At 31.3% G+C, this 26,784-nt stretch carries 29 protein-coding genes; 14 read left to right on the plus strand and 15 right to left on the minus strand.

Annotated elements, in window-relative coordinates; all coding sequences use genetic code 11:
• The first annotated feature begins 243 nt into the window (after positions 1-243).
• From Q0998_RS09915 to Q0998_RS09950, 8 genes are all read left to right on the plus strand, one after another.
• A complete protein-coding gene (locus Q0998_RS09915) occupies positions 244-600 on the plus strand; it encodes a hypothetical protein (RefSeq protein ID WP_299669559.1) in 357 nt (118 codons plus the stop codon).
• Entirely contained in the window at positions 566-1,474 is a 909-nt protein-coding gene (locus Q0998_RS09920) for a DEAD/DEAH box helicase (protein WP_299669561.1), read from the plus strand. Before Q0998_RS09915 ends, Q0998_RS09920 begins: the two co-directional genes overlap by 35 nt.
• Before the next feature lie 20 nt (positions 1,475-1,494).
• Positions 1,495-2,499 carry a DEAD/DEAH box helicase gene (locus tag Q0998_RS09925; protein WP_299669695.1) on the plus strand — a complete coding sequence of 335 codons (1,005 nt, stop codon included), beginning with the start codon at positions 1,495-1,497 and terminating at the stop codon, positions 2,497-2,499.
• Positions 2,500-2,568: 69 nt separating this feature from the next.
• Complete coding sequence (locus Q0998_RS09930; protein ID WP_299669563.1) at positions 2,569-2,859, plus strand: hypothetical protein; 291 nt, start codon at positions 2,569-2,571, stop codon at positions 2,857-2,859.
• 211 nt (positions 2,860-3,070) lie between these two features.
• Positions 3,071-4,093 (plus strand): Holliday junction branch migration DNA helicase RuvB, encoded by a 1,023-nt coding sequence (ruvB, locus tag Q0998_RS09935; protein ID WP_299669565.1) that lies wholly within the window; start codon positions 3,071-3,073, stop codon positions 4,091-4,093.
• A gap of 86 nt (positions 4,094-4,179) precedes the next feature.
• Positions 4,180-5,907 carry a SulP family inorganic anion transporter gene (locus Q0998_RS09940; RefSeq protein ID WP_299669567.1) on the plus strand — a complete coding sequence of 576 codons (1,728 nt, stop codon included), beginning with the start codon at positions 4,180-4,182 and terminating at the stop codon, positions 5,905-5,907.
• 92 nt (positions 5,908-5,999) lie between these two features.
• Positions 6,000-7,406, plus strand: coding sequence for an MBL fold metallo-hydrolase (locus Q0998_RS09945; protein ID WP_299669568.1), 1,407 nt, complete (start codon positions 6,000-6,002; stop codon positions 7,404-7,406).
• Positions 7,407-7,410: 4 nt separating this feature from the next.
• Positions 7,411-7,776 carry a rhodanese-like domain-containing protein gene (locus tag Q0998_RS09950; protein WP_299669570.1) on the plus strand — a complete coding sequence of 122 codons (366 nt, stop codon included), beginning with the start codon at positions 7,411-7,413 and terminating at the stop codon, positions 7,774-7,776.
• A 150-nt stretch (positions 7,777-7,926) separates the two neighbouring features.
• Here Q0998_RS09950 and Q0998_RS09955 read toward each other — a convergent pair whose 3' ends face one another.
• The 7 genes from Q0998_RS09955 to Q0998_RS09985 form a co-directional block, all read right to left on the minus strand.
• A complete protein-coding gene (locus Q0998_RS09955; RefSeq protein ID WP_299669572.1) occupies positions 7,927-8,790 on the minus strand; it encodes an RNA polymerase sigma factor RpoD/SigA in 864 nt (287 codons plus the stop codon).
• Between the two features lie 310 nt (positions 8,791-9,100).
• Positions 9,101-11,482, minus strand: a complete 2,382-nt coding sequence (locus Q0998_RS09960; RefSeq protein WP_299669574.1) for a TonB-dependent receptor — start codon at positions 11,480-11,482, stop codon at positions 9,101-9,103.
• A 376-nt stretch (positions 11,483-11,858) separates the two neighbouring features.
• Positions 11,859-12,263, minus strand: coding sequence for an alternative ribosome rescue aminoacyl-tRNA hydrolase ArfB (arfB, locus tag Q0998_RS09965; protein WP_299669576.1), 405 nt, complete (start codon positions 12,261-12,263; stop codon positions 11,859-11,861).
• 117 nt (positions 12,264-12,380) lie between these two features.
• Complete coding sequence (locus tag Q0998_RS09970; protein WP_299669578.1) at positions 12,381-13,037, minus strand: ATP-binding protein; 657 nt, start codon at positions 13,035-13,037, stop codon at positions 12,381-12,383.
• Positions 12,998-13,630 (minus strand): nicotinamide riboside transporter PnuC, encoded by a 633-nt coding sequence (gene pnuC, locus Q0998_RS09975; protein ID WP_299669580.1) that lies wholly within the window; start codon positions 13,628-13,630, stop codon positions 12,998-13,000. Before pnuC ends, Q0998_RS09970 begins: the two co-directional genes overlap by 40 nt.
• A 249-nt stretch (positions 13,631-13,879) precedes the next feature.
• On the minus strand, positions 13,880-14,602 hold the full coding sequence (locus tag Q0998_RS09980; RefSeq protein ID WP_366943630.1) for a geranylgeranylglyceryl/heptaprenylglyceryl phosphate synthase: 723 nt from the start codon (positions 14,600-14,602) through the stop codon (positions 13,880-13,882).
• 192 nt (positions 14,603-14,794) lie between these two features.
• On the minus strand, positions 14,795-15,421 hold the full coding sequence (locus tag Q0998_RS09985) for a 4'-phosphopantetheinyl transferase superfamily protein (RefSeq protein ID WP_299669582.1): 627 nt from the start codon (positions 15,419-15,421) through the stop codon (positions 14,795-14,797).
• 75 nt (positions 15,422-15,496) lie between these two features.
• On the opposite strand from Q0998_RS09985, the gene ahcY reads away from it, so the two are divergent.
• Positions 15,497-16,804, plus strand: coding sequence for an adenosylhomocysteinase (ahcY, locus tag Q0998_RS09990; RefSeq protein WP_299669584.1), 1,308 nt, complete (start codon positions 15,497-15,499; stop codon positions 16,802-16,804).
• A 432-nt stretch (positions 16,805-17,236) separates the two neighbouring features.
• On the opposite strand, the gene Q0998_RS09995 is transcribed toward ahcY, so the two are convergent.
• The 3 genes from Q0998_RS09995 to Q0998_RS10005 form a co-directional block, all read right to left on the minus strand.
• A complete protein-coding gene (locus Q0998_RS09995; RefSeq protein WP_299669585.1) occupies positions 17,237-17,557 on the minus strand; it encodes a helix-turn-helix transcriptional regulator in 321 nt (106 codons plus the stop codon).
• 4 nt (positions 17,558-17,561) lie between these two features.
• Positions 17,562-17,891 (minus strand): type II toxin-antitoxin system RelE/ParE family toxin, encoded by a 330-nt coding sequence (locus tag Q0998_RS10000; RefSeq protein ID WP_299669587.1) that lies wholly within the window; start codon positions 17,889-17,891, stop codon positions 17,562-17,564.
• Positions 17,892-18,006: 115 nt separating this feature from the next.
• Positions 18,007-18,309 (minus strand): hypothetical protein, encoded by a 303-nt coding sequence (locus Q0998_RS10005; RefSeq protein WP_299669589.1) that lies wholly within the window; start codon positions 18,307-18,309, stop codon positions 18,007-18,009.
• A gap of 184 nt (positions 18,310-18,493) precedes the next feature.
• Here Q0998_RS10005 and Q0998_RS10010 point away from each other — a divergent pair, with 184 nt between their 5' ends.
• The 3 genes from Q0998_RS10010 (at position 18,494) to Q0998_RS10020 (ending at position 21,690) form a co-directional block, all read left to right on the plus strand.
• Positions 18,494-18,835: a S24 family peptidase gene (locus tag Q0998_RS10010; RefSeq protein WP_299669591.1), complete on the plus strand. Its 342-nt coding sequence runs from the start codon at positions 18,494-18,496 to the stop codon at positions 18,833-18,835.
• Complete coding sequence (locus Q0998_RS10015) at positions 18,832-20,106, plus strand: Y-family DNA polymerase (protein ID WP_299669593.1); 1,275 nt, start codon at positions 18,832-18,834, stop codon at positions 20,104-20,106. The genes Q0998_RS10010 and Q0998_RS10015 overlap by 4 nt, the downstream gene beginning before the upstream one ends.
• Before the next feature lie 153 nt (positions 20,107-20,259).
• Positions 20,260-21,690: a DASS family sodium-coupled anion symporter gene (locus Q0998_RS10020; protein ID WP_299669595.1), complete on the plus strand. Its 1,431-nt coding sequence runs from the start codon at positions 20,260-20,262 to the stop codon at positions 21,688-21,690.
• A 54-nt stretch (positions 21,691-21,744) separates the two neighbouring features.
• Here the strand turns inward: Q0998_RS10020 and Q0998_RS10025 are convergent, their stop codons facing one another.
• From Q0998_RS10025 to xrtF, 5 genes are all read right to left on the minus strand, one after another.
• Positions 21,745-22,131, minus strand: a complete 387-nt coding sequence (locus Q0998_RS10025; protein ID WP_299669597.1) for a heavy-metal-associated domain-containing protein — start codon at positions 22,129-22,131, stop codon at positions 21,745-21,747.
• A gap of 52 nt (positions 22,132-22,183) precedes the next feature.
• Positions 22,184-24,463, minus strand: coding sequence for a TonB-dependent receptor (locus Q0998_RS10030; protein WP_299669599.1), 2,280 nt, complete (start codon positions 24,461-24,463; stop codon positions 22,184-22,186).
• A gap of 73 nt (positions 24,464-24,536) precedes the next feature.
• A complete protein-coding gene (locus Q0998_RS10035; protein ID WP_299669601.1) occupies positions 24,537-24,941 on the minus strand; it encodes a hypothetical protein in 405 nt (134 codons plus the stop codon).
• A gap of 45 nt (positions 24,942-24,986) precedes the next feature.
• On the minus strand, positions 24,987-25,418 hold the full coding sequence (locus Q0998_RS10040) for an exosortase F system-associated protein (protein WP_299669603.1): 432 nt from the start codon (positions 25,416-25,418) through the stop codon (positions 24,987-24,989).
• On the minus strand, positions 25,415-25,951 hold the full coding sequence (xrtF, locus tag Q0998_RS10045) for an exosortase family protein XrtF (RefSeq protein WP_299669605.1): 537 nt from the start codon (positions 25,949-25,951) through the stop codon (positions 25,415-25,417). The genes Q0998_RS10040 and xrtF overlap by 4 nt, the downstream gene beginning before the upstream one ends.
• Before the next feature lie 53 nt (positions 25,952-26,004).
• On the opposite strand from xrtF, the gene Q0998_RS10050 reads away from it, so the two are divergent.
• Positions 26,005-26,457: a GAF domain-containing protein gene (locus Q0998_RS10050; RefSeq protein ID WP_299669699.1), complete on the plus strand. Its 453-nt coding sequence runs from the start codon at positions 26,005-26,007 to the stop codon at positions 26,455-26,457.
• Positions 26,458-26,545: 88 nt separating this feature from the next.
• On the plus strand, positions 26,546-26,674 hold the full coding sequence (locus Q0998_RS10055; RefSeq protein ID WP_299669607.1) for a hypothetical protein: 129 nt from the start codon (positions 26,546-26,548) through the stop codon (positions 26,672-26,674).
• The last annotated feature ends 110 nt before the right edge of the window (positions 26,675-26,784 follow it).

Consider the following 26,784-nt stretch of genomic DNA (forward strand, 5'->3'; position numbering starts at 1 on the left):
ACATATCAAAAAAACCTTTCCATTTCGGAGAGGTTTTTTTGGTATGTAACAAGAAGTTTTAATGGCCTATGTGTTTTGCTGGTTTTGAAAATCTATTATCTTTGTAATAAATGAAGGTCTAAAAGAATCTAAAAGAAATATGATTAGGCATTTCACCAATTTTTATTCATTATCAAAATAAAAAAGCAGTTATTTCGTATTCCTAAAACTAATACTTTTTGTGTTATTTTAAAATAAATTAATATGTTTCAATTAGTAAAACAAACTATAATCAATATTCAAGAAAATAAATTTTTATCTCTGGATGAAATTGAAAAAGCAAAATGCTGTTTTAGTGAATATAATCATATTATACTATCGCAAGGAAATGAGAAAATCACAACTTTAATTGAAAATGAAGAAGAGTTTACTGTAGAGATTGTTTCGGAAGATGCTACTAATTTATTTGCAAGAATAAATGGACAAATTGTAGAATGGGATTTTACTAGTTTGATTGCTTTATACTTAATCGATAGCATAAAGGATAAAGAAATACTTTCTGAAGGAGTAATATACCAGAGAAGGTATGCGAAAGAGAGTGCTGCAAGAGCGCTTAGATAGAGCGAAAAAAGCAAATTACAAAGTAAAATTAGCAAATAATTTATTTGGTGAGCATACGTTGATTAATGAAAAAGGAAAAACCTACAGCATAACACTTCGTGATTTTGAAAACAAAACAGGATACATCAATAATATAGATTGGAGAACCAATAAATTAGGAACCACAAAGCATATTCTTTACTTATTTAATTATTTAGAAGAGAATTTAAGTAAGAAAAAAAGGCTAACAAAAAAATATCCTTTTATAGAAATTTATACAGATCCTTTAAACGATTATAAAATATCTTGGTATTTTCCAGATTTTCTAGAGGTTGAAGAACAAGAATTATTGAGTTCTTATTTTGGAAATAACAAGTATATTGAGAATTCTAAAATAGCTTCATTTTTTTCTTTTATACATGCATCAAGAGATTTTCATCGTATAAAAATAAGAAAAGAAGTATTCGAAAAAATTGAAACCTTTTTTGAAAATAATGAGCTTCAACAAATAGAACAACAAAGTACATTAGATTATTCGGCAATTAATGCAACATTATATCCATATCAAAAAGAAGGTGTTGCATTTTCAGTATTTAAAAAAGGAGTTATTATAGCTGATGAAATGGGTCTAGGAAAAACAATACAAGCAATTACATCAGCAATCCTAAAAAAAGACATATTCAATTTCAAAAAAGTATTGGTTATTTGTCCTGCATCTGTAAAACACCAGTGGAAAAATGAAGTTATAAAGTTTACAAACGAAAAAGCAATAGTAATAGAGGGAACTCCAGAGGAACGAACCAAGCTTTATTTGAATGATACAAGTTTTTTTCATATTATTAATTACGAAACCGTTCTGCGAGATTTATCTATAAATCTAAATATGATTTTGTAATACTAGATGAAGCTCAAAAAATTAAAAATTACGAAACACAAACTGCAAATGCTGTAAAGGCAATTAAAAAGAAGCATGCACTTGTAATTACAGGAACTCCGTTAGAAAATAAGCTGTTAGATTTGTATTCTATTGTGCAGTTTCTAGATGAAACATTTTTAACACCACAATGGGAGTTTTCTTACCAACATTGCATCTTTGATACAAAATATAAAAATAAAATCCGTGGATATTACAACTTACAGCAGCTAAAAAAACGCTTAGAAACCATACTTATTAGAAGAGAAAAAAAAGATGTTTTTGAGCAGTTACCTAATGTTATTCAAAAAAATATCTATGTTCATTTATCTGAAGAACAAGTTGGAATGCACGGTAGTTTTGCAAGAGGAATTGCTTCTATCTTAGGAAAAAAATTTAAAACCACTTATGACTGGCAAAAGTTAATGCATTTACTTACCAACATGCGTATGGTTTGTGATTCTAGTTATTTGATAGATAAGGAAAGCAATCACTCGCCAAAATTAACAGAATTAAAAGATATTTTAATAGAAAAATTAGCAATAAAAACCACCAAAAGAAAAATTATTATATTTTCTGAGTGGGTAACGATGCTAAAGCTAATTGGCGAAATGCTTACAAAAGAAGGAATTTCTTTCACAACATTAACAGGAAAAGTACCAGTAAAAAAACGTGGAGAAATTATTAAAGAATTTGAAAACAATACTGATTGTAGTGTTTTTTTATCTAGCGAATCTGGTGGAACAGGTCTTAATCTTCAAGTAGCAGATACTGTAATAAATTTTGAGCTACCTTGGAATCCTGCCAAAAAAAATCAACGAATAGGGAGAATAGATAGGATTGGGCAACTAAAACAAAAATTATATGTTTTTAATTTACTGTCTTATGATTCTATTGAAATGAAAATAGCAACAGGTTTATTGCTGAAACAAAATTTATTTGACGGGATTTTAAACTCTGAAAATTTAACTGATGAGGTTGATTTTTCTGAAAAAGGAAAATCGTAATTTATAAAACAACTCGAAGAAGTAATTAAAGAAGATACAGTAAATGTTGATGCAAAAGAAGATGTAATCTTGCAAGAAGAATTGCAAGAAGAGTTATCAGAAATAAATGAAAAAGTAACTGAAACTAACAGCATCATTGAAAAGGATAAAGGTAAAGAGTCTATTTCATCAATTAATGAATTGAAAGAAAAGGACGAAAATTTAATCCAAATGGAAGAAGTAATGACCAAAGGAATGGAGTTTTTAACTGGAATTTATGCAATGAGTTCAGGAAAACAAGTAGAAAATACAGCAAAACCAAAAGTAAATGTTAATAAACAAACAGGTGAGGTTTCCATAATTTTTAAAATGGATTTTTAAAAGATTTTGTATGTATTACAAACCATACCTTTATTAGATGGTGAAGAACCAACATAATATATAGACTTGTCATTCTTGCGCCTGTGCTCAACTTGATTGGGTAAAGGCAGGAATCTCAAAATAACATATCAAAAAACCTTTCCATTTCGGAGAGGTTTTTTGCTTTAGAAGAACATTATTTTATCCTCTTAAATTCTATTATCTTTGTTTTATGAATGAAAACTTAAATCCTGAAAACGACAATTTATCAAATGAAGATTTAGATGTAGAAAGAAAACTACGTCCGCTTTCTTTTGATGATTTTACAGGACAAGATCAAGCAATTGATAATTTAAAGATTTTTGTTGAAGCCGCCAATCAAAGAGAGGAAGCTTTAGATCATACACTTTTTCATGGCCCTCCAGGTTTAGGGAAAACTACGCTGGCTCATATTTTGGCAAATGAATTACAAGTGGGTATCAAAGTAACTTCAGGGCCTGTTTTAGACAAACCTGGAGATTTAGCAGGCTTGCTTACAAACCTCGATGAGCGTGATGTTTTGTTTATTGATGAAATTCATAGATTAAGTCCTATTGTAGAAGAATATTTGTATTCTGCGATGGAAGATTATAAGATTGATATTATGATTGAATCTGGTCCAAATGCGAGAACAGTTCAAATTAATTTAGAGCCCTTTACATTAATTGGTGCAACAACACGTTCAGGATTGTTAACCGCGCCCATGAGAGCACGTTTTGGAATTAGTAGTAGGCTACATTATTATAAAACAGAATTGTTAACCACAATTATTCAAAGAAGTGCCTATATTTTAAGAGTTCCTATTTCTATGGAATCTGCTATTGAAATTGCGGGTAGAAGCAGGGGAACACCAAGAATTGCCAATGCATTGCTGCGTAGAGTACGAGATTTTGCACAAATTAAAGGAGATGGAAGTATTACCATAGAAATTGCTAAATACGCTTTAAAAGCTTTAAATGTAGATGCACATGGTTTAGATGAAATGGACAATAAAATTTTAATTACAATTATAGATAAGTTCAAAGGAGGTCCTGTAGGTCTTAGCACAATTGCAACTGCAGTTAGCGAAAATACAGAAACTATAGAAGAAGTGTACGAGCCTTTTTTAATTCAGCAAGGTTTTATCATGAGAACTCCAAGAGGAAGAGAAGTTACAGAATTAGCTTACAAACATTTAGGAAGAAAAAAAGGAAGGGCACCAGGAGAACTTTTTTAAATAGCAAGGGATTTTAATTCCTTGTTAAAATTTATCAAAACACAAGAGTAAGAATCCCTTCCCTTTGGGAAGGTTAGGATGGGCTAATGAATATAAAAAAAGTAATACCAATTTTAGAATGGTTGCCTAATTACAACAGATCCTTATTCAAAGGAGATTTAGTTGCAGGTATTACTGTGGGTATCATTTTAATTCCGCAGGGAATTGCATATGCATTAATTGCAGGTTTGCCGCCAATTTACGGTTTGTATTGTGCTTTAGTACCTCAAGTAATGTATGCTATTTTTGGTTCTTCTAGACAAGTGGCTATTGGACCCGTTGCTATGGATTCTTTAATTGTTGCAACAGGAGTTTCCACATTGGCCTTAGCGGGTTCAGAAAGTTATATTTCCATTGCCATTTTATTGGCTTTAATGGTGGGTTCTATTCAATTTATTATGGGAATTTTCAGCTTAGGCTTTATTGTAAATTTCCTTTCAAAGCCTGTAATTACTGGTTTTACTTCAGCAGTAGCATTAATTATTGGCTTCAATCAGTTTCGAAACTTATTAGGGGTAGATTTTATTCAAAGTGATCAAATACAAATCATTTTAAAAGATATTTGGTTTCAAATGGACAGTTATAATTACCACACCAGTATTATAGGTTTGATTTCTGTGGTTGTAATCATTGTTTTTAGAAAGATCAATAAGAAAATTCCCAATGCGTTAATCGTAGTTATTTTAGGTATTTTAATCATGAAGTTTTTTGGCGAAAGTTTTGCTGATGTTTCTATAGTAAAAGATATTCCTTCAGGATTGCCAAAATTCGGAATTCCAGAGTTCGATTTAGATCAAATTAGAGAATTACTACCCATTGCATTGACCTTAGTTATGGTTGGGTATTTAGAAACTATTTCGATAGGAAAATCTTTAGAAGCCAAACAAGACGAATATAGAATTCGACCAAATCAAGAATTAATCGCTTTAGGTTTGAGTAATATGGTAGGCTCTTTCTTTAAGGCATATCCGAGTACTTCAAGCTTTTCGCGTTCTGCAATCAATCAAGAAAGTGGGGCAAAAACAGGAATGGCTGCATTAATTTCAGTAGTAATGGTAATTATTACGCTATTGTTTTTAACGCCGTTATTTTATCATTTACCAAAAACCGTTTTAGCAGCAATTATTATTGTTGCAGTTTTCGGTTTGATAAATTTTAAAGAAGCTACTTTTTTATGGAAAGCAAATCATTTAGACTTTTGGCTCATGTTAGCAACATTTTTAGCAACGTTATTGCTAGGAATAGAATATGGTATTATTGTTGGAGTAGGTTTGTCATTAACCATCTTGATTTTTAGAACTTCGAGACCGTATGTTGTTGAATTAGGGAAGGTGCCAAATTCTAATTTTTATAAAAATAAAAATAGATTTGAAGAAGTTATTATAGAAGATGATATTTTAGTTTTTAGGTTCGATGCGCAATTGTTTTATGCAAATGCTAGTTATTTTAGAGAAAAACTAGATGAAATGATGTACAAAAAAGGAAATGTTTTAAAATTAATTGTGTTAGATGCAGAAAGCATTAATAGGGTAGATAGTACAGGGGTTGAAATGCTAAAAGAACGCATAAAGTATTGTAAGAAAAAAGGAATCACTTTTTACCTTGCAGGCGTAAAAGGCCCAGTAAGAGATGACTTGTTTAGAAGCGGAATTTTAGAAATCATAGAGCTCAATCACTTTTTTATGCGTGCCAATCAAGCAGTTAAGTTTTATAAAACAGGAGATAGAACACATCAAGAAAAATACGCGAAATATATACATCAAGCTTACGACTAATTTAAAAAAAGATAATAAAAAGCCTCGGAAAGAGATAGGTTATAAGTCAGATAAAAAATAAAATAGTTGATAAAATTTCATAGGAACAAATTATGATTATAGAACAAATTTATACAGGTTGTTTAGCACAAGGTGCTTATTATATAGAAAGTAACGGCGAAGTTGCCATTATAGATCCACTAAGAGAAGTACAAGATTATATTGATAGAGCAGCCACAAAAAACGCAAAAATTAAATATATTTTTGAAACGCATTTTCATGCAGATTTTGTAAGCGGGCATGTAACCTTAGCTGAAAAGACAGGTGCGAAAATTGTATTTGGACCTACAGCAAAAACTGATTTTGAAGCTGTTATTGCAGAAGATAATCAGGTATTTAAAGTTGGTGATATTACAATTACCGTATTGCATACGCCAGGACACACCATGGAAAGTTCTTGTTATTTATTGAAAGATAAAAACGGAAAAAACCATGCGCTTTTTAGTGGAGATACACTTTTTTTAGGTGATGTTGGTAGACCCGATTTGGCACAAAAAGGTGACGTAACGGAAGAAGATTTGGCTGGTTTTTTGTTTGACAGTCTGCGAAACAAAGTAATGGTTTTAGAAGATGAAGTTATTGTATATCCAGCTCATGGAGCAGGTTCTGCTTGTGGTAAAAATTTAAGTAAAGAAACCGTTGGTACAATTGGCAATCAAAAAGAAACCAATTATGCCTTAAGAGCAGATATGACAAAAGAAGAGTTTATAAAAGAAGTTACAGAGGGTTTATTACCCCCACCCGCCTATTTTCCATTAAATGTAAAATTAAATAAAGAAGGATATACATCTGTAGACGAAGTTATAGAAAGGAGTGCAAAACCATTATCTGTTCAAGATTTTGAAATGATTGCAAATGAAACAGATGCTTTAATTTTAGATGTTCGTCATCAAGACGTCTTTATTAAAGGATTTATACCCCAATCTATCTTTATAGGAATTGATGGTGGTTTTGCGCCTTGGGTGGGTGCTTTGATAAAAGATATCACACAACCATTATTATTGGTAACACCTGAGGGTAAAGAAGAAGATACAATTACAAGATTGTCTAGAGTTGGTTTTGATAATGTCTTAGGATATTTAGAGGGTAGTTTTACGTCATGGGAAAATGCAGGTAAAGAAATAGATACATTAACATCTATCTCAGCTGAAGTCTTAGAGGAAAAAATGAAAGAAACTATTCCTGTCTTTGATGTAAGAAAGCCAGGTGAATTTTCTAGTGGACACATAAAAGTAGCAGAAAGTACACCTTTAGATTTCCTAAATACACATATAGCAGAATTTCCAAAGAAAGAAAAGTTCTATGTGCATTGTGCAGGTGGTTACAGATCTGTTATTGCAGCATCCATTTTAAAAGCCAGAGGATTTCATAATGTTGTTGATGTTGCTGGAGGTTATGCAGCAATTAAAAATACAGGAATAGAAAAGACGGCAGAAGTTTGTCCTTCAACCTTAAAATAAGTATATGAAAAAGTTTATTTTTTTGTTTTTAGTCGGTATTTTGTTTTCAAGTTGTGAAGCACAAGAGGAAATAAAAACAATTTCTACACAAGAATTAAAAACCTTATTGGTCGAAAAAAATATTCAATTAATGGATGTAAGATCTCCAGAAGAAATTAAAGAAGGATTTATACAAACATCTATGTTTGCAAATTATTTTGATGCTGATTTTGCTGAAAAAGCAGCTGAACAATTAGATAAAACAAAACCTGTTTATGTAGTTTGTAGAAGTGGAAATAGAAGTAAAAAAGCTTCTAAAATTCTCAAAGAAAAAGGATACCAAGTTATAAACGTTTTAGGAGGCTACAACCAATGGAAAAAAGAAAATTAGAAATGTATGCTTGTATTGCAATTATTTAAGCAGGATTTCCTGAAATAGATGATAAAAACACCATTGTTCACAAAGCAAAATCATTTGTCAGTTGTGCATTTGGTAGCATAGATTCATAAAAAAGGGAGCTTTAAGCTCCCTTTTTTATTTTTATCCTAAATAGGTTCTTAACATGTGTGTTTTAGATTTAGATTGCAATCTTGAAATTGCTCTTTGTTTTACCTGTCGAACTCTTTCTCTAGACAAATCGAACTTTTCGCCAATCTCAGTCAAGCTAGAAGCAACTTCGTTACCAATTCCATAATACATTTTTATGACTTTGGCTTCTTTTAAAGATAAGGTATCTAAAGCTCTGTCTATTTCAATTCTTAAAGATTGCTTCATTAATTGGCTGTCTGGTTTCGGTGAATCTCCAGATTGTAAAATATTGTATAAATTAGAATCTTCACCTTCTTTAAACGGAGCATCCATAGAAACGTGTTTTCCAGAGTTTCTCAAAGATTGCTCAACTTCATCTTCACTCATATCTAATTGCTTTGCAATTTCTTTATGCGTTGGTATTCTTTGCTCATCTTGTTCTAGTCTCGCATAAATTTTCTTTATTTTACTAATGCTTCCAATTTTATTTAATGGCAAACGTACAATTCTAGACTGTTCTGCCAAAGCAGACATGATCGATTGACGAATCCACCAAACGGCGTAAGAAATAAACTTAAAACCTCTTGTTTCGTCAAAACGTTTTGCTGCTTTTACCAATCCTAAGTTTCCTTCATTAATCAAATCAGACAATTTTAAACCTTGTCCTTGATATTGTTTCGCTACAGAAACAACAAATCTTAAATTTGCGCTCACAAGTGCATCTAGCGCTTTACCATCTCCTTTTTTTATTTTCAAAGCCAATTCTACTTCTTCATCAGCAGTAATAAGCCCAATTTTACTGATTTCTTGAAAATATTTTTCTAGAGATTTTGCATCGCGATTGGTTACTTGTTTTACAATTTTAAGTTGTCTCATATATAGGTTTTGTTTTTTTTAAAATTATTTTAAAAATTAAGAATGGTGTTTTTTTGAAAGAAAAAGATCCTTCAAAATAATATTCGCTAAAAAGCGATGAACAAAAATTTACTAGAAAACGGAGGAGATACCTGTATAAGACTGATTTTTTAAAGTTGTAAAATCAAAACTATACGTATGAATGTTTCTTTTGTTGTAAATGGAAGTGTTTTGCATGAAACTACAATATAAGCAAAAACGAGTCATTTTCACTAGAAATGACTCGTTTTCTTTTGTTTTTAACCAATTTTAACTAAAAAATGGTATTTTTTTAAAACTTTAAAGTTACACCAACTAAGAAATTTCTTGTTGCTTGCGGATAATAATAAATATAACCTCCACCATAATCGATGGCATTGGCAACATATTCTTTGTTGAATATATTATTTATCAACCCAGAAAATACGATGGATTTAAATATTTTAGCTGTTTCTAATTGATAGACAATATTTAAATCGCTCACAGAATAGCTATCCAATTTTGAGTTATTATCATCAATATTATTTAAAAATTGTGCTCCAACATATTTTGATAAAAATGAAATTTGAAGGTTTTCTTTAGGACTATATTGCAACATGTTTCCAATAACAACATCTGGCGAATACGATAAATTTGTATTCCCTAAACTTTTTGGACTTCCGTTTTCTTCAATAAAAAAATCTCTATTTCTATTTTTACTAAAAGCAGCATTTGGTTTTATCGTAAATTGATCATTCAAGCGGATGTCTGCATCAATTTCTACACCTAGACGGTAACTACTCCCAGAAGTGGCTCTAATAGGCGCACCAACATCATCTACAGCACCTGTTAACACCAATTGATCTTTATAATTCATATAATAGATATTTGTATTTAGTTTGATGTTTTCCTTTTTTAAACGCCAGCCTAATTCTAAATCATTTAAATTTTCTGGTGTAGAAACGCCGTTTTCAAAGTCGTTTCTATTGGGTTCTCTGTTGGCAACAGCAAAAGAGGTGTATAAATTATTATTTTGATTGATTTTATACGTAAAACCAAACTTCGGATTAAAGAAATTAAAGTTGGTATCTACATCAATAGGTACAATATCATTCGTAATTCCTTCGGTTTGGTAGCCAACAAATCTTCCTTGAAGATCTGCATACATTGATAACTTCTCAGAAAGATTAAATGTAGCTTTTGCAAAAATTGAAAAGTCAGTTTTTTTAGCATCAGAAAAATAATAACGATCTCTAATATTTGCATTTGGTGCTAAATCCTCGCCCCAAATTACTTCACCAAAATGATCTCCTGTATAATGAGAATAAGAGATTCCTGTAATAAAATTAATTTTGTCTGTCTTATAGTTTGTGTTGAAGTTGAACACATAAAAGTCGTTGTCTAACCAACGTCTTACAATTGCATCCGTAATAGGAATAATAGCTGTAATTCCACTATCATATGTTACAGTTTTAATGTCAGAACCCTCTAAAATTCCGTTATAATTGTCAAAATCTGGAATTCCATCCTTATCAGAGTCGCTAATAACTTCTGTTCCAAATTTAGATTGCTCAAAATATCCTGAACCTTTTGTATAGTTTAAAGCAAGGTTTGTAGACCAATTATCATTTAATTTTTCGTTCCAATGTAATTGGTAATGATTTTGTTCATAATTGTCTGTCTCGTTATCGTAAGTGTACGGATTCTGTCTTCTATCTTCTAATAATTCATCTGCAGTTAAGCCAAACCAAGCTTGGTAGGTTTGTTCTTTTCCACCGAAAGTAATGGCTTTGATCAGCGTATTTTTGTCCGTATAACTTCCTTGTAAATAATACGATTTTAAATCTGCAAAAGCACGATCTACATACCCATCGGAATAAATATTAGACAAACGCCCAGCAATTTCGATATGTTCATTAATTTTTCCTGTACTAAATTTTACCGTATGTTTTCTAGTTCCGAAAGAACCAAAAGAATTCGAGATTTCGGCAGAAGGATCTTCTGAAACAGCGTCTGTTAAAATATTTAAACTCGCACCAAAAGCTCCTGAACCATTTGTTGATGTTCCCACTCCACGTTGTAATTGTAAATTTTCAGTTGAGGAAGCAAAATCGCCTAAATTCACCCAAAAAGTTCCATGACTTTCTGCATCGTTATACGGAATTCCATTTACAGTCACATTAATACGCTCTCCGTTAGAACCACGAACACTCATTGCGGTGTATCCTACTCCTGCACCAGCATCTGAAGAAGAAACCACAGAGGGCATGTAATTTAGTAAAATAGGAATGTCTTGACCTAAGTTACGTTTGGCAATTTCCTTCTTAGATAAGTTAGAAAAGGTAACAGGAACATCTGCATTTACACGCACAGCAGAAACCAAAACTTCTTCTAAAACTGTTGCACCCGTTTGTAATTGAATTAGGTAATTTTCATCTTTAGAAAGCGTAATGTTCTCTGAAATTGTTTTGTAACCAAGAAAGGCAACTTCAATGGTATACATTCCTTTTGAAAGGCTAAAACGAAAGTTTCCATCAAAATCTGTGGAGGTTCCTTTCTGAATTTCTTTAACCAAGACAGATGCTCCGGCTAAAGGATTTTTGTTTTCATCGACTACTTTTCCAGTGAGTTCGAATGATTGGGCGTTTGCAAGTGTACTTACAAACAAGAATAAAAAAATGGATATTTTTTTCATTTTAAAAAAATTTAAAACGAATAAAAAGAGGTAATTATTCTTGTGATTATTATTGAATAATTAATTAAAAAACCTTATAAATTAATAGTTTTAATGTCTCCTCGAGCGCAGTCGAAAGTTTTTAAGACTTCTCGACTGCGCTCGAACTGACAACTAAATAATTTAGTGAAGTTCGAATTTCCCTAAACAGCATTACCTGTTCTAGGTTCATTGGGTATGATCTCAGCCAAATTAAGTAAGCAGTATACAGTAAGCAGTCTTCAGTGTGACTGATGACTGAAAACTAAAAAACTGCTAACTGAATTAGCACCCCTTTATGAGAACGGTGCAAAATTAAGTTGGTTTTTTTTAATGTGAAACAGAAAAGTGATTTTTTTTAATCGAGCTTTGGTTTTTTGCGCAATACTTTCTTTACCGAAATTCTTTTTTTACTTTCTGCTTTTCTTCTTATAGAAGCTTTACTTGGTTTTGTAGGTCTTCTTTTTTTAGGACGAATTAAGTTTATTGTTAAGAGTTCTAAAAAACGTTTGATAGCAATGTCTTTATTTCTGTGTTGAGAACGCGTTTCTTCACAAAATAAAATAAGTGTATTTTCTTTAGTTAATTTCGATGAAAGTTTTTGCTTTAAGAGCTCTTTTTCATTTTCGGATAAGGAATTGGAGTTTTCTAAATCAAATGTCAATTCAATTTTTGAAGATGTTTTATTTACGTGCTGTCCGCCAGCACCAGAACTTCTAATGGCTTTGAAATTTAATTCTTTTATGATGTTTTCTTTGTTCATTTTTTTAAAAGACTTCAGAATAAAGAGCCAAGAAAATAGATGAGCGTTATTTCTCTAGATTTTAATCTAATTTCCCAACGTCTATTTTCTTTTATCTCTTCTCTATTTTCTCAAGATTTAATAATCCAAAGACGTGCCAAAATCGTTGTTTTGATGCATAAAGTTCCTATCTAAATCTATCAAAGAATCAGAGAAAGAGTGTAAATTATCTTTTTCTGCAATGATATTGTCAATGGCTTTTGTAGCTTTTTTTAAACGTGTTTCTTTATCACCTTTTAACAAAATATAATTCTTATTGTGCTGTTTCAATGCGTTTTCAAAGGCAGTAAACATTTCTAAACGTTGTTGGGGTCTGTCTCTTAAATCATCTTCTTCCCAAGGTGTATCTATGTATGTTAATAAGTACAAATCATAGGTGTTTTCTTTTGCAGCTTTGTTTAATGTATCGTCTACAAAACCACCATAAAATTCTTCTGAATAGACTTTGGTTTCCAATAAATCTGTATCACAAATTAGCACTTTATCTGCTTTTTTTGCTAAAGCATTTTCTAATTTCATTTGCCCAATGGCAATGGGAATTAAATCTTCCTTTTCACACGTTTTACGTTCGTTATTCCATTTTTCCTGCAAGTATTCCCGGGCAAATTCTGGTGCCCAAACGGTATTATAATAACGCGCTAAATGACGAGAAAGTGTTGTTTTTCCTGTAGATTCTGGTCCAAATAAAACAACTTTTACGATGTTAATTGGGTCTTGTGTAAGTTCTTTTTCCATGCTAAATAACCAAAAATGGCAATAAAAGTAAATCCAAAATATTGAAAACTTGTAAAAGTGAATCCCTTATACAAATATAAAGGTACAGAAATTAGGTCTCCAACAATCCAAAAAAGCCAATTTTCTATTTTACGTTTTGCCATTAACCACATACCCACAAAGAAAATTGCTGTAGTAATTGTATCTACATAAGCAACCCAATGGGTCCATTTGTCAAATGTTTTATACACGATAAAAACGAATACTAAGGTTGCAAAAAAGATAAAGACAGCGGTCTTTTTTTCTTTGGAAGTTGTTGAAGAGATGGGTGTAACATGGGTTTCATCTACTTTTCGAGTCCAGATATACCAACCATACATACTCATGATAAAATAATAGGCATTGATCATCATATCGCCTAAAAGTTCCCATTTCAATAGTAAATAAACAAAAATTACAGTGCTAACCATTCCTGTTGGAAACACCCAAATTTTGTTTTGTTTTGAAAACCAAACAGATAAAAAACCAAAAATTACCGCAATAATTTCTAAAGTAACATCTGTTGTTGAATAGGTTTTGTATTGTGCAAAAAAGAAGTCGAAAATTTCTGACATTAGGTTTTATTTGAAGTTGTAAATTTAGTCAATTTGTTATTCTAAGGTTAAAGAGAAACTATTTTTTTGCGTTCTGTTATTCCCTAGTCCCGAAGCTACGGGAGCAGAAATCTATACAAAGCAAATAAATATTCAAGTGATAGTTCTTTCCTTACTGGTAAAAGCAAATTCATTTTAGTAAGGTGTAGTTTAGATTGCTGCCTTTGCCCAATCAAGTTGAGCAGAGGCGCAGGAATGAACAAGGTTGTTCTATTTTTTTAAATCGTCAAAAAAGTCTTCATCTTCCTCAAAAGCAGTTCCAATAACTACTATATCTGCGCCAGCATGAAAGGCGGTGTCTAATTGTTTTTTTGAACGAATTCCACCACCAACAATTAAAGGAGTAGAAAGATTATTCTTTACAAGAGTAATAATACTTGCCTCAACTGGCACAGTTGCTCCACTTCCTGCTTCTAAATAAATCAATTTTTTGCCAGAGAATTGTCCTGCCAAAGCAGTGTTTAGAATAAGATCTGAATTTTCTTGAGGAATGGGTTTTGTATTGCTTACTCTTTGAGTAGCCGTTTCTTTTTTTCCATCAATTAAAATATAACCCGTTGGTAAAATTTCCAAATCATTTTTTTGTAAAATTGGAGTCGCTTTAATTTGTTGTTCGATTAAATATTCAGGATTTCTGCCAGAAATAAGACTTAAAAATAGAATTCCGTCTGCTTTGTTAGTAATGTGTGAAACATCGCCAGGAAATAAAATAACAGGTAAATAGGTTGCTTTTTTAATTGAAGAAACTACTTTTTCTGTTTCATTATTGACATCTGTGCTTCCACCAACAAAAATATGGGTTGTAATCGATTGGTGTACTTTTTCAAAAAAAGAGGGAATATTGTCTAAGTTAATTTTTTCAGGATCAATTAAAATAGCGAGTAGTTTTTCGCCTTTTTGTTTTGAATGTAAAATGTTTTGATAAATATTCACAATTGCGAAAATAGAAAGTTTTAAGACACAAATTTCATAGATTTACACGAATCTTTAAAAATCTAAAGATTTTTTACTTGCTGAAATTGATTTAACTACCAAGAGTTTTCACAATTATCAGTAAGAATCAGTGCAATTCATGTTCGTAAAATAAGTAGCACTAGAATTTTTAATATGCAAAAACACAAGTTTTTAATATGCAAAAACACAAGTAAAGCCTTCAAATTCTAAAAACTGAATTTTATAAGCAAAGTTTTCGCCATCATACCGAATTTCTCCAGTAGTTCGCTCATCTTCAAACTTAAAATCTTCAATATAAATATGATGCAAAAATAAGAGTTTCTTTTTTCCGTAGATTTTATACAAACTTTCTTTTGCGCCCCAAACTATGGTTAGTTTGCTAATTAAAGCATCTACATTGGCAATGGTTTTGTATTCTTCAAAAGGTGTAAATTTATGTGCGATTTTTAAAATTTTCTCCCGTTGTTTTTCAATATCTACTCCAACATGTAAATTGTCAGAGACAATAATGGCTGTAAAAGTAAAAGAATGTGTAATAGAAATTCGTCTGCCATCTTTTAAGTGAGGTTTTCCAAATTCATCATAGATCAAATCAAAATCTGTGTAACCAACTTTTTTTAATAGGTGCCTGATGCTTAAAAATCCTTTTTGGTGTAGTTCAGATTTCATTGAGTTCAAGCGAGTTGAACTATTTTCAGATAACAAAATTCCTTCCTTTAAATCAGAAATAGATTCTTCAATCTTCCAAATCAGGACGTTAGTTGTTTCGTTAACCGATACTATTTTGTAAAGAGCCATATTTTTTAATTTCTATGTCGTAACTTTGCATCCCGAAACTTCGGGAGAAAAATTAGAATATAAATATACATAAATATGAGCGCAACTACAGCTTACGTACCTTACAAAGTTAAAGATATTTCTTTAGCTGACTGGGGAAGAAAAGAAATGGATTTGGCAGAAGCAGAAATGCCAGGATTAATGAGTTTAAGAGAAGAGTATGGAGACAGCCAACCGTTAAAAGGTGCAAGAATTGCGGGTTGTTTACATATGACGATTCAAACTGCGGTTTTAATTGAAACTTTACAAGCTTTAGGAGCAGAAGTTACTTGGAGTTCTTGTAATATTTTCTCTACACAAGATCAAGCTGCTGCTGCAATTGCTGCAACAGGAACACCTGTGTATGCTTGGAAAGGGATGAATGAGGAAGAATTTGATTGGTGTATAGAACAAACCTTATTTTTTGGTGAAGACAAAAAGCCCTTAAATATGATTTTAGATGATGGTGGGGATTTAACCAATATGGTTTTAGATCGTTATCCAGAATTGGCGGCAGGAATTAACGGATTGTCTGAAGAAACTACCACAGGAGTGCACAGATTGTACGAACGTGTTAAAAACGGAACCTTACCAATGCCAGCAATTAACATCAACGATTCTGTTACAAAATCGAAGTTCGATAATAAATATGGTTGTAAAGAATCTGCAGTAGATGCCATTCGTAGAGCAACAGATATTATGTTAGCAGGAAAACGTGTAACTGTTTGTGGGTATGGCGATGTAGGTAAAGGTACAGCAGCTTCTTTTAAAGGTGCAGGTTCTATTGTTACAGTTACAGAAATCGATCCTATTTGTGCTTTACAAGCAGCCATGGATGGTTTTGAAGTCAAAAAATTAGAAACTGTTGTTGCAAATTCTGATATTATTATTACCACTACAGGAAATAAAGATATTGTACGCGCAGAGCATTTTGAAGCGATGAAAGACAAAGTAATTGTTGCAAATATTGGTCATTTTGATAATGAAATCGATGTTCCTTATTTAAATGCAAACAGCGAAAAGGTTGAAATTAAGCCTCAAGTAGATAAATACAATATCAACGGAAAAGATATTATTTTATTAGCTGAAGGTCGTTTGGTGAATTTAGGTTGTGCAACGGGGCATCCAAGTTTTGTAATGTCTAACTCATTTACAAACCAGACTTTGGCGCAAATGGAACTTTGGAACAATGCAGATGCTTATGAAAATAAAGTATATATGTTACCAAAACATTTAGACGAAAAAGTAGCCTTTTTACACTTAGCAAAAATTGGTGTAGAGTTAACAGAATTGCGTAAAGACCAAGCAGACTATATTGGTGTTACACAATCTGGACCATACAAACCAGAACATTATAGATATTAATTTTCGGCAAGGGAGCATGCTCCCTTGTGAAATAAAAACTCAAAAATCCTTACATCTTACCTGAATTTATTCAGGTTCTGTAAGGATTTTTCTTTTTGTACCAGTGTCATTGCGAGGAAGAATGACGAAGCAATCTCCCTATTTTATATTGAGCTTGTCGAAATATGGGCGTTTTAACAGGCTTTCACTACTCGCTTTTTTTGATGCTTAATTTATTTTAGCAGCTAACTTTTTTAAAAAGTAATTTCATTATTCTAACAGATGCTGAATCGAGTTCAGTATAAAAAAAGAGCTCAAACAGACCGTTCAATCCTTAACGCGAGTTACGTATTCTAAAAAACATGTTGGCTTTTATTAAAGATTAAGAGAATAATTTCAATTTTTTTTTACTTGGGAGTTCTTCTGTATTCTATAACCTAATTATAAATTCGATTACGCTATTTTGATACTATTATTTTCAAGTTTTACGTTAAATTGAATTTCCGCTTTTAATGCTTTAAAGACCCTAATTATTGTCTCAATTCTAGCACTATTTGCGTTGTTTTCAAGTTTTGAAATTTGAGATTTATTAACACCAATCATTTCACCTAACTTTTCTTGAGTTAAATTTCGCTCTTTACGAGTTGTCTTTATCATACGACCCAATAAGTCCATGCGTAACTCATATTCATATTCATCTCTATCTTTTGTACCTTTTTTCCCAATATATTCGTCCTCCATTTCAGATAAACTATATGCTTTTAATTTTGTCATAATCTTAATCTTTTAAATATTCATTCATTATTCTCTTTGCTTTGTTAATTTCAGCTTTTGGAGTTTTTTGTGTTTTTTTAATAAACCCATTAGTAGCAATAACTAAAGTATTATTGTTATTTCTTTTATCCCAAAATGATAATAATCTTATTTGTTTATTTGAAAACCGGATTCTAAATTCCCATATTTCATCTGTTAACTTTTTAAAAATCTTTGGGTCATTAGACTTTTCAGCTAATCTGATATTGTAAAATATCTTTTTTTGAATTTTAAAATCAAGATTCTTAATAAAATCATCTACACTCTCCAAGAAGATTGCTTTGAAATATTCCAATTGATAAACATTTATACAAATGTATAATAAGTTTCTAAATTTAGCAACTTTATGATAAAAATGAATTTTAATTACATTAAAAAATAACAGAAAGAGCAAAATAATTGATACATTTCTAATTATTATATTTCTTGTTAGTAATTTTAAAGTTAAAGGCTATTTTCAGTTGTATGTACTTTAATAAAGCGATTTTCCTTTTAACAGAAGCCATAACTTCTTTATGAGAAACAACGTTTTCATTTTCTAAATCTTGTAAACCTTTAGAAATAGACTCTTTTTCAGAATAAGAAAGTTTATTGTACCAATCATCAGATGAAGTTTCACCAGGTAACATTTCACGTATTTTTTTTACGACAGACGTATCTTGCAATTCAATGATTTTTTGGATTAAATAGTATTTTTCTGATTGGATATTCATAACTTAACAAATAGAGTAAATTTTTTGGCTGATTTTCATCAAATTTGTATTGAGCTATTTTTCTTTTTTTGACAATATAACAACCATCATAACCTCAAATTTGTTAATTAGTTATTCAAAATTAACAATTCGGTATTTCTTTTTCCCGTAATTTTGATTTGTGAAAGAAGGTGAAGTAAAATTGGTGGAAAAAACGAAAAAAAGCTACAGAGTTGCACGTCCAAATCAGACGGGTTTTTCTAGTCCTGCCACACATTATACAGAACCTAGAATCGATTTAAACGATGCCTTAATAGAAAATTCTTCTGCTACTTTTTACGTAAGAGTTGTAGATGATAGTTTTCGTGATTTTGATATTTTCGAGAAAGATGTTTTAATTATTGACAAGTCACTCACCCCAAAAAATAACCAATTGGCAGTTATTATCAAAGAAGGTACATTTCAAATTTTAAGAATAGATACCAACTCAAAAGAAGAAATTCAATTTTGGGGAGTGATCACTTATATCATTAAATCTACTTTATGATTGCACTGGTAGATTGCAATAGTTTTTATGCTTCTTGTGAACAGGTTTTTAGACCCGATTTGCAAGGAAAGCCAGTGGTGGTTTTAAGCAATAATGATGGCTGTATCATTGCAGCAAATAAAGAAGCAAAAGCGTTGGCACATATTCCTATGTTTCAGCCTGTATTTAAAATAAAAAATATATTAGACGCCAATAATGTCACCTGTTTTTCATCGAATTACACGTTGTATGCAGACATGTCTCAGCGTGTAATGGATACTTTACGAGAATTCTCACCCATAGTAGAAGAATATAGCATCGATGAAAGTTTTGTAGATTTATCTCATTATGATATTGATGAATTGGATGAGATTGCGCATAAAATGAAAGAAGCGGTACATAAAAATACAGGAGTTCCTGTTGGAGTAGGTGTTGCCAAAACAAAATCGCTCTCTAAAATGGCGAATAAATTTGCAAAGAAAATTCCAGAAAATAATGGTGTTTACGTGGTTGATTCGGAAGAAAAGAGACAATTTCTATTAACTGCTGCCAAAGTAAAAGACATCTGGGGCGTTGGTAAAAAGCACACCATTCGTATTGAAAACACAGGCGCGAGAACTGCTTTAGATTTTGCAAATATAAACTTGGCTTGGGTTCGTAAAGAACTAACGGTTGTTGGTGAACGTCTTTGGCGAGAGTTGAACAATTTGCCATGTTTGGAAATGGTAATAGCGCCCAATGCTAAAAAAGGAATTGGTACTGCAAAATCTTTCGGAAAGAAATTAGCAGATTATAGCCTAATCGTAGAGGCAACTAGTTTTTATGTAGCAGAAGTAGCAGATTTATTGCGTCAGCAAGGTTCTGCAGCAGGTTGTATAGAAGTGTTTTTACAGACGAATTATTTTAGCAATACAGACAATCAGTATTCAAATAAAATCATCATTACTTTAGATACACCCACAAATAGTACCATTAAATTGACTAAAGAAGCTTTAAAAGGACTCAAGAAAATTTATAAACCAGGTTATCGTTATAAGAAAGTAGGTGTAAATTTATTTCATTTAATGCCAGAAAATCAAGTTCAAACGAGTCTTTTCGACGAAGAGCATAAGAGTGAAAGCAAAAAACTGGCAACAGTAATAGATGCTTTAAATAGCAAATTCGGTAAGAACAAAGTAAAATTGGCCACTGTTGGAAACCGTGAAAAAGAATGGGCCTTAATTAAAGAGCACAGGAGTTCTCGTTTTACTACACAATGGGACGAGTTGATGACTATTGGGGTGAAAGGGTAATTTTTTTAGAATGTTTTAACGGGTTTTTATTATGTACTCTTTTATTTTCAGAAAGTAAAAAAAACTCAAACAAAACGTTCAATTCTGAAAAAGGATAGATCTCTTTATTTGTGCTAAACTTTTTGTTATTTTGCAAAAGCTCAATTCACTAGCATGCAAACTACCAAAAAAATAGGATTACTACTTGGCCCGCTTCTCTTTTTTTTAATTCAATTTTTACCAGTAACTCTAGTCTCTGAAAAAGCAGATGCAGTAATTGCAGTTGCTATTTGGATGGTTATTTGGTGGGTTACAGAAACTGTAAATATTGCAGTTACAGCTTTGTTGCCATTGATTTTGTTTCCACTTCTAAAAGTGATGGAAATTGCAGATGTTGGGGCAAATTACGGAAGTCCCATCATCTTTTTATTCTTCGGAGGTTTTGTGCTGGCACTGGCTTTAGAGAAAGTCAATTTACACAAAAGAATTGCGCTAAATATTGTAAAACTCACGGGAACAACACCCAACAAAGTAGTTTTGGGTTTTATGATTGCAACTGCTTTTATGAGCATGTGGATTAGCAATACAGCTTCTACAGTTGTCATGTTACCAATTGCTATTTCTGTGATAAGGCTTTTAATAAATGACGAAGATGGTTTTACAAAAGGTGATAAAAACTTCGCTTTGAGTATTATGTTAGGAATTGCTTTTGCTGCAAATGCTGGTGGAATTGCAACCGTAATAGGAACACCGCCAAACTCGGTTTTAATTGGCTTGTTAGAAAATCAGTACAATATTCAAATATCATTTTTAGCTTGGATGAGTTTTGGTTTGCCTTTTTCTATCGTGATGATTATTGCGGTGTATCTTGTTCTTGTAAAATGGATGTTTCCATGTAAAGACATTTTATTTACATCTTCAGGAAATGTTATTGACGAAGAAATTAAAAAATTAGGAAAAATTTCCACAGAAGAAAAAAGAGTTTTAACCGTTTTTGCAATCACGGTTTTTCTTTGGATTACCAGAACAATTATCAACAATATATTTCCAGGTTTAAAATTGTCTGACACCATTATCAGTTTAATAGGTGCCGTTTCTTTATTTGCAATTCCTATGAACTTTAAAACAGGAAATTTTATCCTTCAATGGAAAGATACCCAAAAATTAGCTTGGGGAATTTTAATTCTTTTTGGCGGTGGTTTAGCACTTGCAAAAGGAATGGAATCTAGCGGATTGGTAGCTTTAATTACAGATGCTATTGCAGCTGGAGATTTTTCTGTTTTATTAACTGTTTCGCTACTCATTGTCTTTATGTTATTTATGACAGAATTAATGAGTAATGTTGCTTTGGTTGCAGTTTTGGCGCCAGTTGTTGCAGGAATTGCCATTGGTTTGAATATTCCTATTTTAAATCTATTAATTCCGGTTACCATGGCAAGTAGTTGTGCGTTTATGTTGCCCATGGCAACGCCGCCAAATGCTATTGTTTTTGCCAGCGGTTATGTAAAAGTAAATGAAATGGTGCGAGCAGGAGTTATTTTAAATATAATCGCTATTGGTTTACTAATTCTATATTATCAATTTGTGATTCCGTTGTTTTTTTAACAAAAAAAACCACACAAATTTGTGCAGACTTTACGACTTTATTTTTACAATAAATTATTGTTTTTTCAGTTTACCTTCATGGTCTAAAACAATTTTACGGTCTCTATATTTACAACAAGGATGCACAGAATTGTAAGCTTCATCTGATGCTTTAAATCCTTTAACATCGTGCCCCACTTTAGAAATATTTTTCTTAATAGTATCTAAACTTGTTTTGCGCTCGTCCATAATAAGGTTCATTTGATGCGATTTTACATCCCAAATAGCAAATTTTACACCTTTGGTTTTTAATGCAGCAGTTTCAATACGTTTTTTACACATGCCACAAATACCATCTACTTCAAAAGCAACTTTGGCGTTTTTTTTCTTTTTAACTTCTTCTTGTGCTTGAACTGAAAAGCCCAATAAGAATATACTGCATAGGAATATGAATTTTTTCATTTTGTTGTTATTTGTTTTGTCATTCCTGCCCAAGCAGGAATCTTATTTTTGTTTATTCTATTTTAAATCGTAAACCTGCATAAATTGCGCGACCAAAAATTGGCGAGTACACAATGGTAGTATCAAAATTTGCGCCAAAAGGAGCATCACTTGCTAAAATAGGATTTTTTTGCTGCACATTGGTTAGGTTTTCTGCACCTATATACACTTCAAACTTATTTGAAAACACTTTTGTTACCTGAGAATTTAATAAATTAAAACGCTTAGAATATGCTGCTAATTGATATTGAGTAGGATTTGAACTTGTATCTGGCAAACGTTGTTGACCGATACTATTAAAAGTTGCATCGAATTTCCATTGAGGTCCATTTTCTATAGCAATTGTTTCATAAGATACATTTGCAAAAAAACGATTTCGGGGTTGCAAGGGTTTTTGCAAACGTCCACTCTTGTAATCTGTAGAAATATCAAAATATTTGTATGCGGTTCTTAAAGTAAAACCTTCTTTAAATTCATAAAATGCTTCTACTTGAAAACTATTGGCAATACTTTTTCCGTCTAAATCATAAAATGAAATTTCTGGAGTCCCGAAGCTTCGTGATTCCCAATCTACGACAACTTGGTTCTCAAAATCTGTTCTGTAAAAATCAAAGGTAATATCTCCTTTTTTCTCAAAAAGCTCAAATTTTTGTAGATATGAGATGCCATAATTCCAAGCAATTTCAGGATTTAAGCCATAAATATTTCCACCAACGGCATCAATATTAATTTGTCTTGAACTGGCAAATAATTGTTGATTTTCTGCAAAAATATTAGCACTTCTTTTCCCTCTTCCTGCAGAAGCTCTAAAAACACCATTTTCCCAAGGGGCATATCTTAAATGCAAACGCGGAGTTAAAAAAGTTCCTAATAAATTATGAGCATCTATTCGCAAACCCGCAGTTAAACTGAAATCTTCTAAATTGTCAAAAGCATATTCAAAAAAGGCTCCAGCAGAATTTTCCTTTCTGTTGAATTTTGAAGTATTTACCAATTCGTCATATTTATCATAGGTAAAACTAATGCCTGTTTTAAACTTGTTTCGCGTATCGCCAATAATAGAGTTGAATATTAAATTAGAATACACACTTTCATGCTGAATGTCATACACGTTCAACCCAAAATAAGAATCTTGTTGATGATTGCTATAGGCTAACTGAAAACCAAAGCTTTGATAAGGCAATTCAGGAAAAACATAGCCTAATTTTGCGGAGCTTTCAAAGCGTTGGGTATCTATTTCGCTTCCCCATACTTCGTCTCCGCTCAGCACAGGCTTATTGGTTGTTCCTTTATCTGTAGTGGGATTAAAAGTGAGTTCTCCTGTTTGTTTTTCATCATTTAAAAAACGAAAATTGATAAAACTGACCCAACCATTTTGTGCGTCTGTATATTGCCAGCGGTTCATGACATTTATTTGTTTTGCTAAAGGAGCATCTAAAAAATCATCGTCATTTCTATCAAATTTTTCGCCTCTATAATTTCCATGAATGTACAAACCTGTTTGCCATTTTTCAGATACTTTTTCATTAAAATGTGTGTTCAGTTCCAGTCTTCCGTTTAAAGAACTGTACGCATTTAGAAAGAATGTATTGTCAGAAAAAGGCTTTACCAATTCTGCATTTATTTGTCCAGAAATACTTTCGTAACCATTTACAACGCTTCCAGCCCCTTTGGTAATTTGAATACTTTCTACCCAAGTGCCTGGAGTAAATGTGAGTCCGAATGCTTGTGCGGCTCCTCTTACAGAAGGGACATTTTCTTGTGTGATTAATAAATACGGACTTTTAAGACCCAACATCTGAATTTGTCTTGTGCCTGTTAATGCATCAGAAAAACTAACATCTATAGATGGATTTGTTTCAAAGCTTTCTGCCAAATTACAGCAAGCCGCTTTTAATAACTCATCATTATTTACAGTAAACATATTCGCAGTAGCAAATAAAGATTTTTGAATGGCGTCTCTTTTACTCTTTATTGTAATTTCGTCTAACGCACTTTCTGGAGTTATAAAATGATGAATTGGTTGTAAATTGGTAATTGTAATGGTGTCTGTTTTATAACCAATATAGCTTACCACCAATTTGTTATATTCAGGTTTGTAAGGAATGCTAAACCATCCTTTTTCATTTGTAATTGCGCCTACATTGGTATTGAGCCAATTTACAGTTGCACCAGATACACCTAAGTTGTCTTTAGGGTTTTGTTTGTCTATAATCATTCCTGTTAAATGGCTTTGTGCAAGAATGAATATCGGAAATAATAGTAGAAAAATATGAAAGAGATGTCTTTTCATGAATTTTAAAATTATAATAATAAACTGTTTTCTTCTCTAAAAGAAGTTTTTTATAAGTCGAATTATTATAAAATCAAATTAAAAAAGATTGGTAAGAAACCTGATGGTTAAAAAGAATGTCTGGTGGTGAAAAATCTGTATAGACCCATTTATTATTTTCAGTTTTTACAAATACATCTTTGTAAGAAATAAAAAATGCAGTTACAAATTGTTGTTTTTTAAAATCGAATTTTTCAGAAGAATTTACTTGTAGTTCATCTTGACCTTCAATTTTCTGAATTTCTTCAGAGCAACAATCTTTCATTTTTATTGAAAGCTCGTCTATCATATCATCTTCACAAACTTCAGTTTCACCCGTAAAAGAAATAGCTATGATAAAATCACCACAATAGTGTGTTGCTACCGTAAAAGAAAAGGTAGAAAATAAAACCAGAAAGGCTAGTAATAAGGATGTTATTTTAGTAATAATTCTTTTCATTGAAAACACAAATTTACAATTTGTTCTCGTAAAAAAAGTGTTAAACTATCTATTACTTAATTTTTGAAAGTAAAAAGCGGGTAATAAAATTAACAAAAATAACGGATGAATAATAAATCTTCTAATGTAAAAAGGTAATAAATATCCTGTTTCAAATTGATCTCTTAATAATAAAACGAAAACAATTATTAAAAACATAAACGAAGCCATTAAGAAAAAACCTGAAAATTTTACATAATCTATTCTTTCAAAAAGTACCCAAATAATACCAACTGTAATCAAAGAATTTATAACAAACCGGTACAGCATGTCTATCATTAAGAGCCAAAGATCTATTTCTGGCATTTTTGTATACAAATAGTCGTTTTTAAAGTATTCAATTAATGGATCATAAAATAATTCAGCAGAAAAAGACCGCACTAAAAACAATAAAGAAACTAAAACTAAAATTAGAAAAATTTTTATGTATTTGTTCATTTTTTATAGTTTGAAAATTTATCAACCCAAATTACCCAAAGTAAAAAAACAGTGCCATAAATTATTGCAGGAAATACTAAATTGTGTAAAACTTCTTGATGATTGGGATGTTTAAATAGCATCACAGATAAAAATGCAATTCTTAAAATATTAATGATGTAAATAAATAAACTACCGAAAAAGGAGTATAAAACGGTTGCTTTTAAAGACCCAGCAAAGGCAATGATAAAGGCAACAAATAAAATGATAATACTAATAGAATTACAGCCTTCAATAACTCTTGCTGTATATTTATCTCCAATTAAAAGTTTTACAGAGAGTTCTTTTTTGTGTTGATACGCACCTGCATCATACCCAAAAAAATCTAAAACACTTACAGTTTGATCTGCAACAATTGTTGTGATGGAAGCCGTTTTAAACCCATCTATTTTTTTTTGAGATTTTTGTAAGTAAATTGAATATATAGCGAATAATAGAAAGTAAGTTGCAAAAAATTTTATTAAAAAAATGACTACGTTTTTATGTTTTTTCACAATAGAATTTGCTTTAATTTTGCAACTTTAAAATATTGTTACAAACATACAAAATGGGAATGGATATATTGAAGAATAAAGTAGACAGCATTATTGCTCTTAAAGATACTGTAAAAAATAAATTACAAGCAATTTGTGATTTGTTAGAAAGTGAAATTTCTTATTATGACTGGGTGGGTTTTTATTTTAGAAACGGCGATAAAGAAGAATTAAAATTAGCGCAATATACAGGTGAGGAAACAGAACATACTATTATTCCTTTTGGGAAAGGTATTTGTGGGCAAGTTGCTGTTAGCAATGAGAATTTTGTAGTACAAGATGTTTCTGAACAAGATAATTACATTTCTTGCGGTTGGAAGGTGAAATCTGAAATTGTAATACCCATATTTGTAAATAAAGAAAATATTGGTCAAATAGACATAGATTCTCATACAGCAAATGTTTTTACAGAGAAAGATGAAGAGCTGTTAACATACATCTGTAAAAAAATTGCAATTATTTTATAGAAAAATTGTGTTTTTAAGTTTTTTTTTTATATTTGTTGAAACATTTATTAACTTTATAGTAATTCTATAATCATTAACCCCCTAAATAATGAGAAAAGAACAGTACACCGCATCTGCTGCCGGCAGCAACAACCATTCAAACTTTGTTGAAGAAAAACAAACATGGACAGATAATTTTGTTCAATGGTTTCGAGATTTTTTAGAAAATGGAGAATAATTTATTATTTCTAATTTTTTAATATTTCTAATGGATGTAACAAAAACCAGTATTTTTTTAAAAAAACTTAAGAAGAAAAAAATTCTATAATTAGTCTTAGAAACCTTCTA

The sequence above is a fragment of the uncultured Polaribacter sp. genome (genome assembly GCF_947501385.1).
Lineage (GTDB): Bacteria > Bacteroidota > Bacteroidia > Flavobacteriales > Flavobacteriaceae > Polaribacter.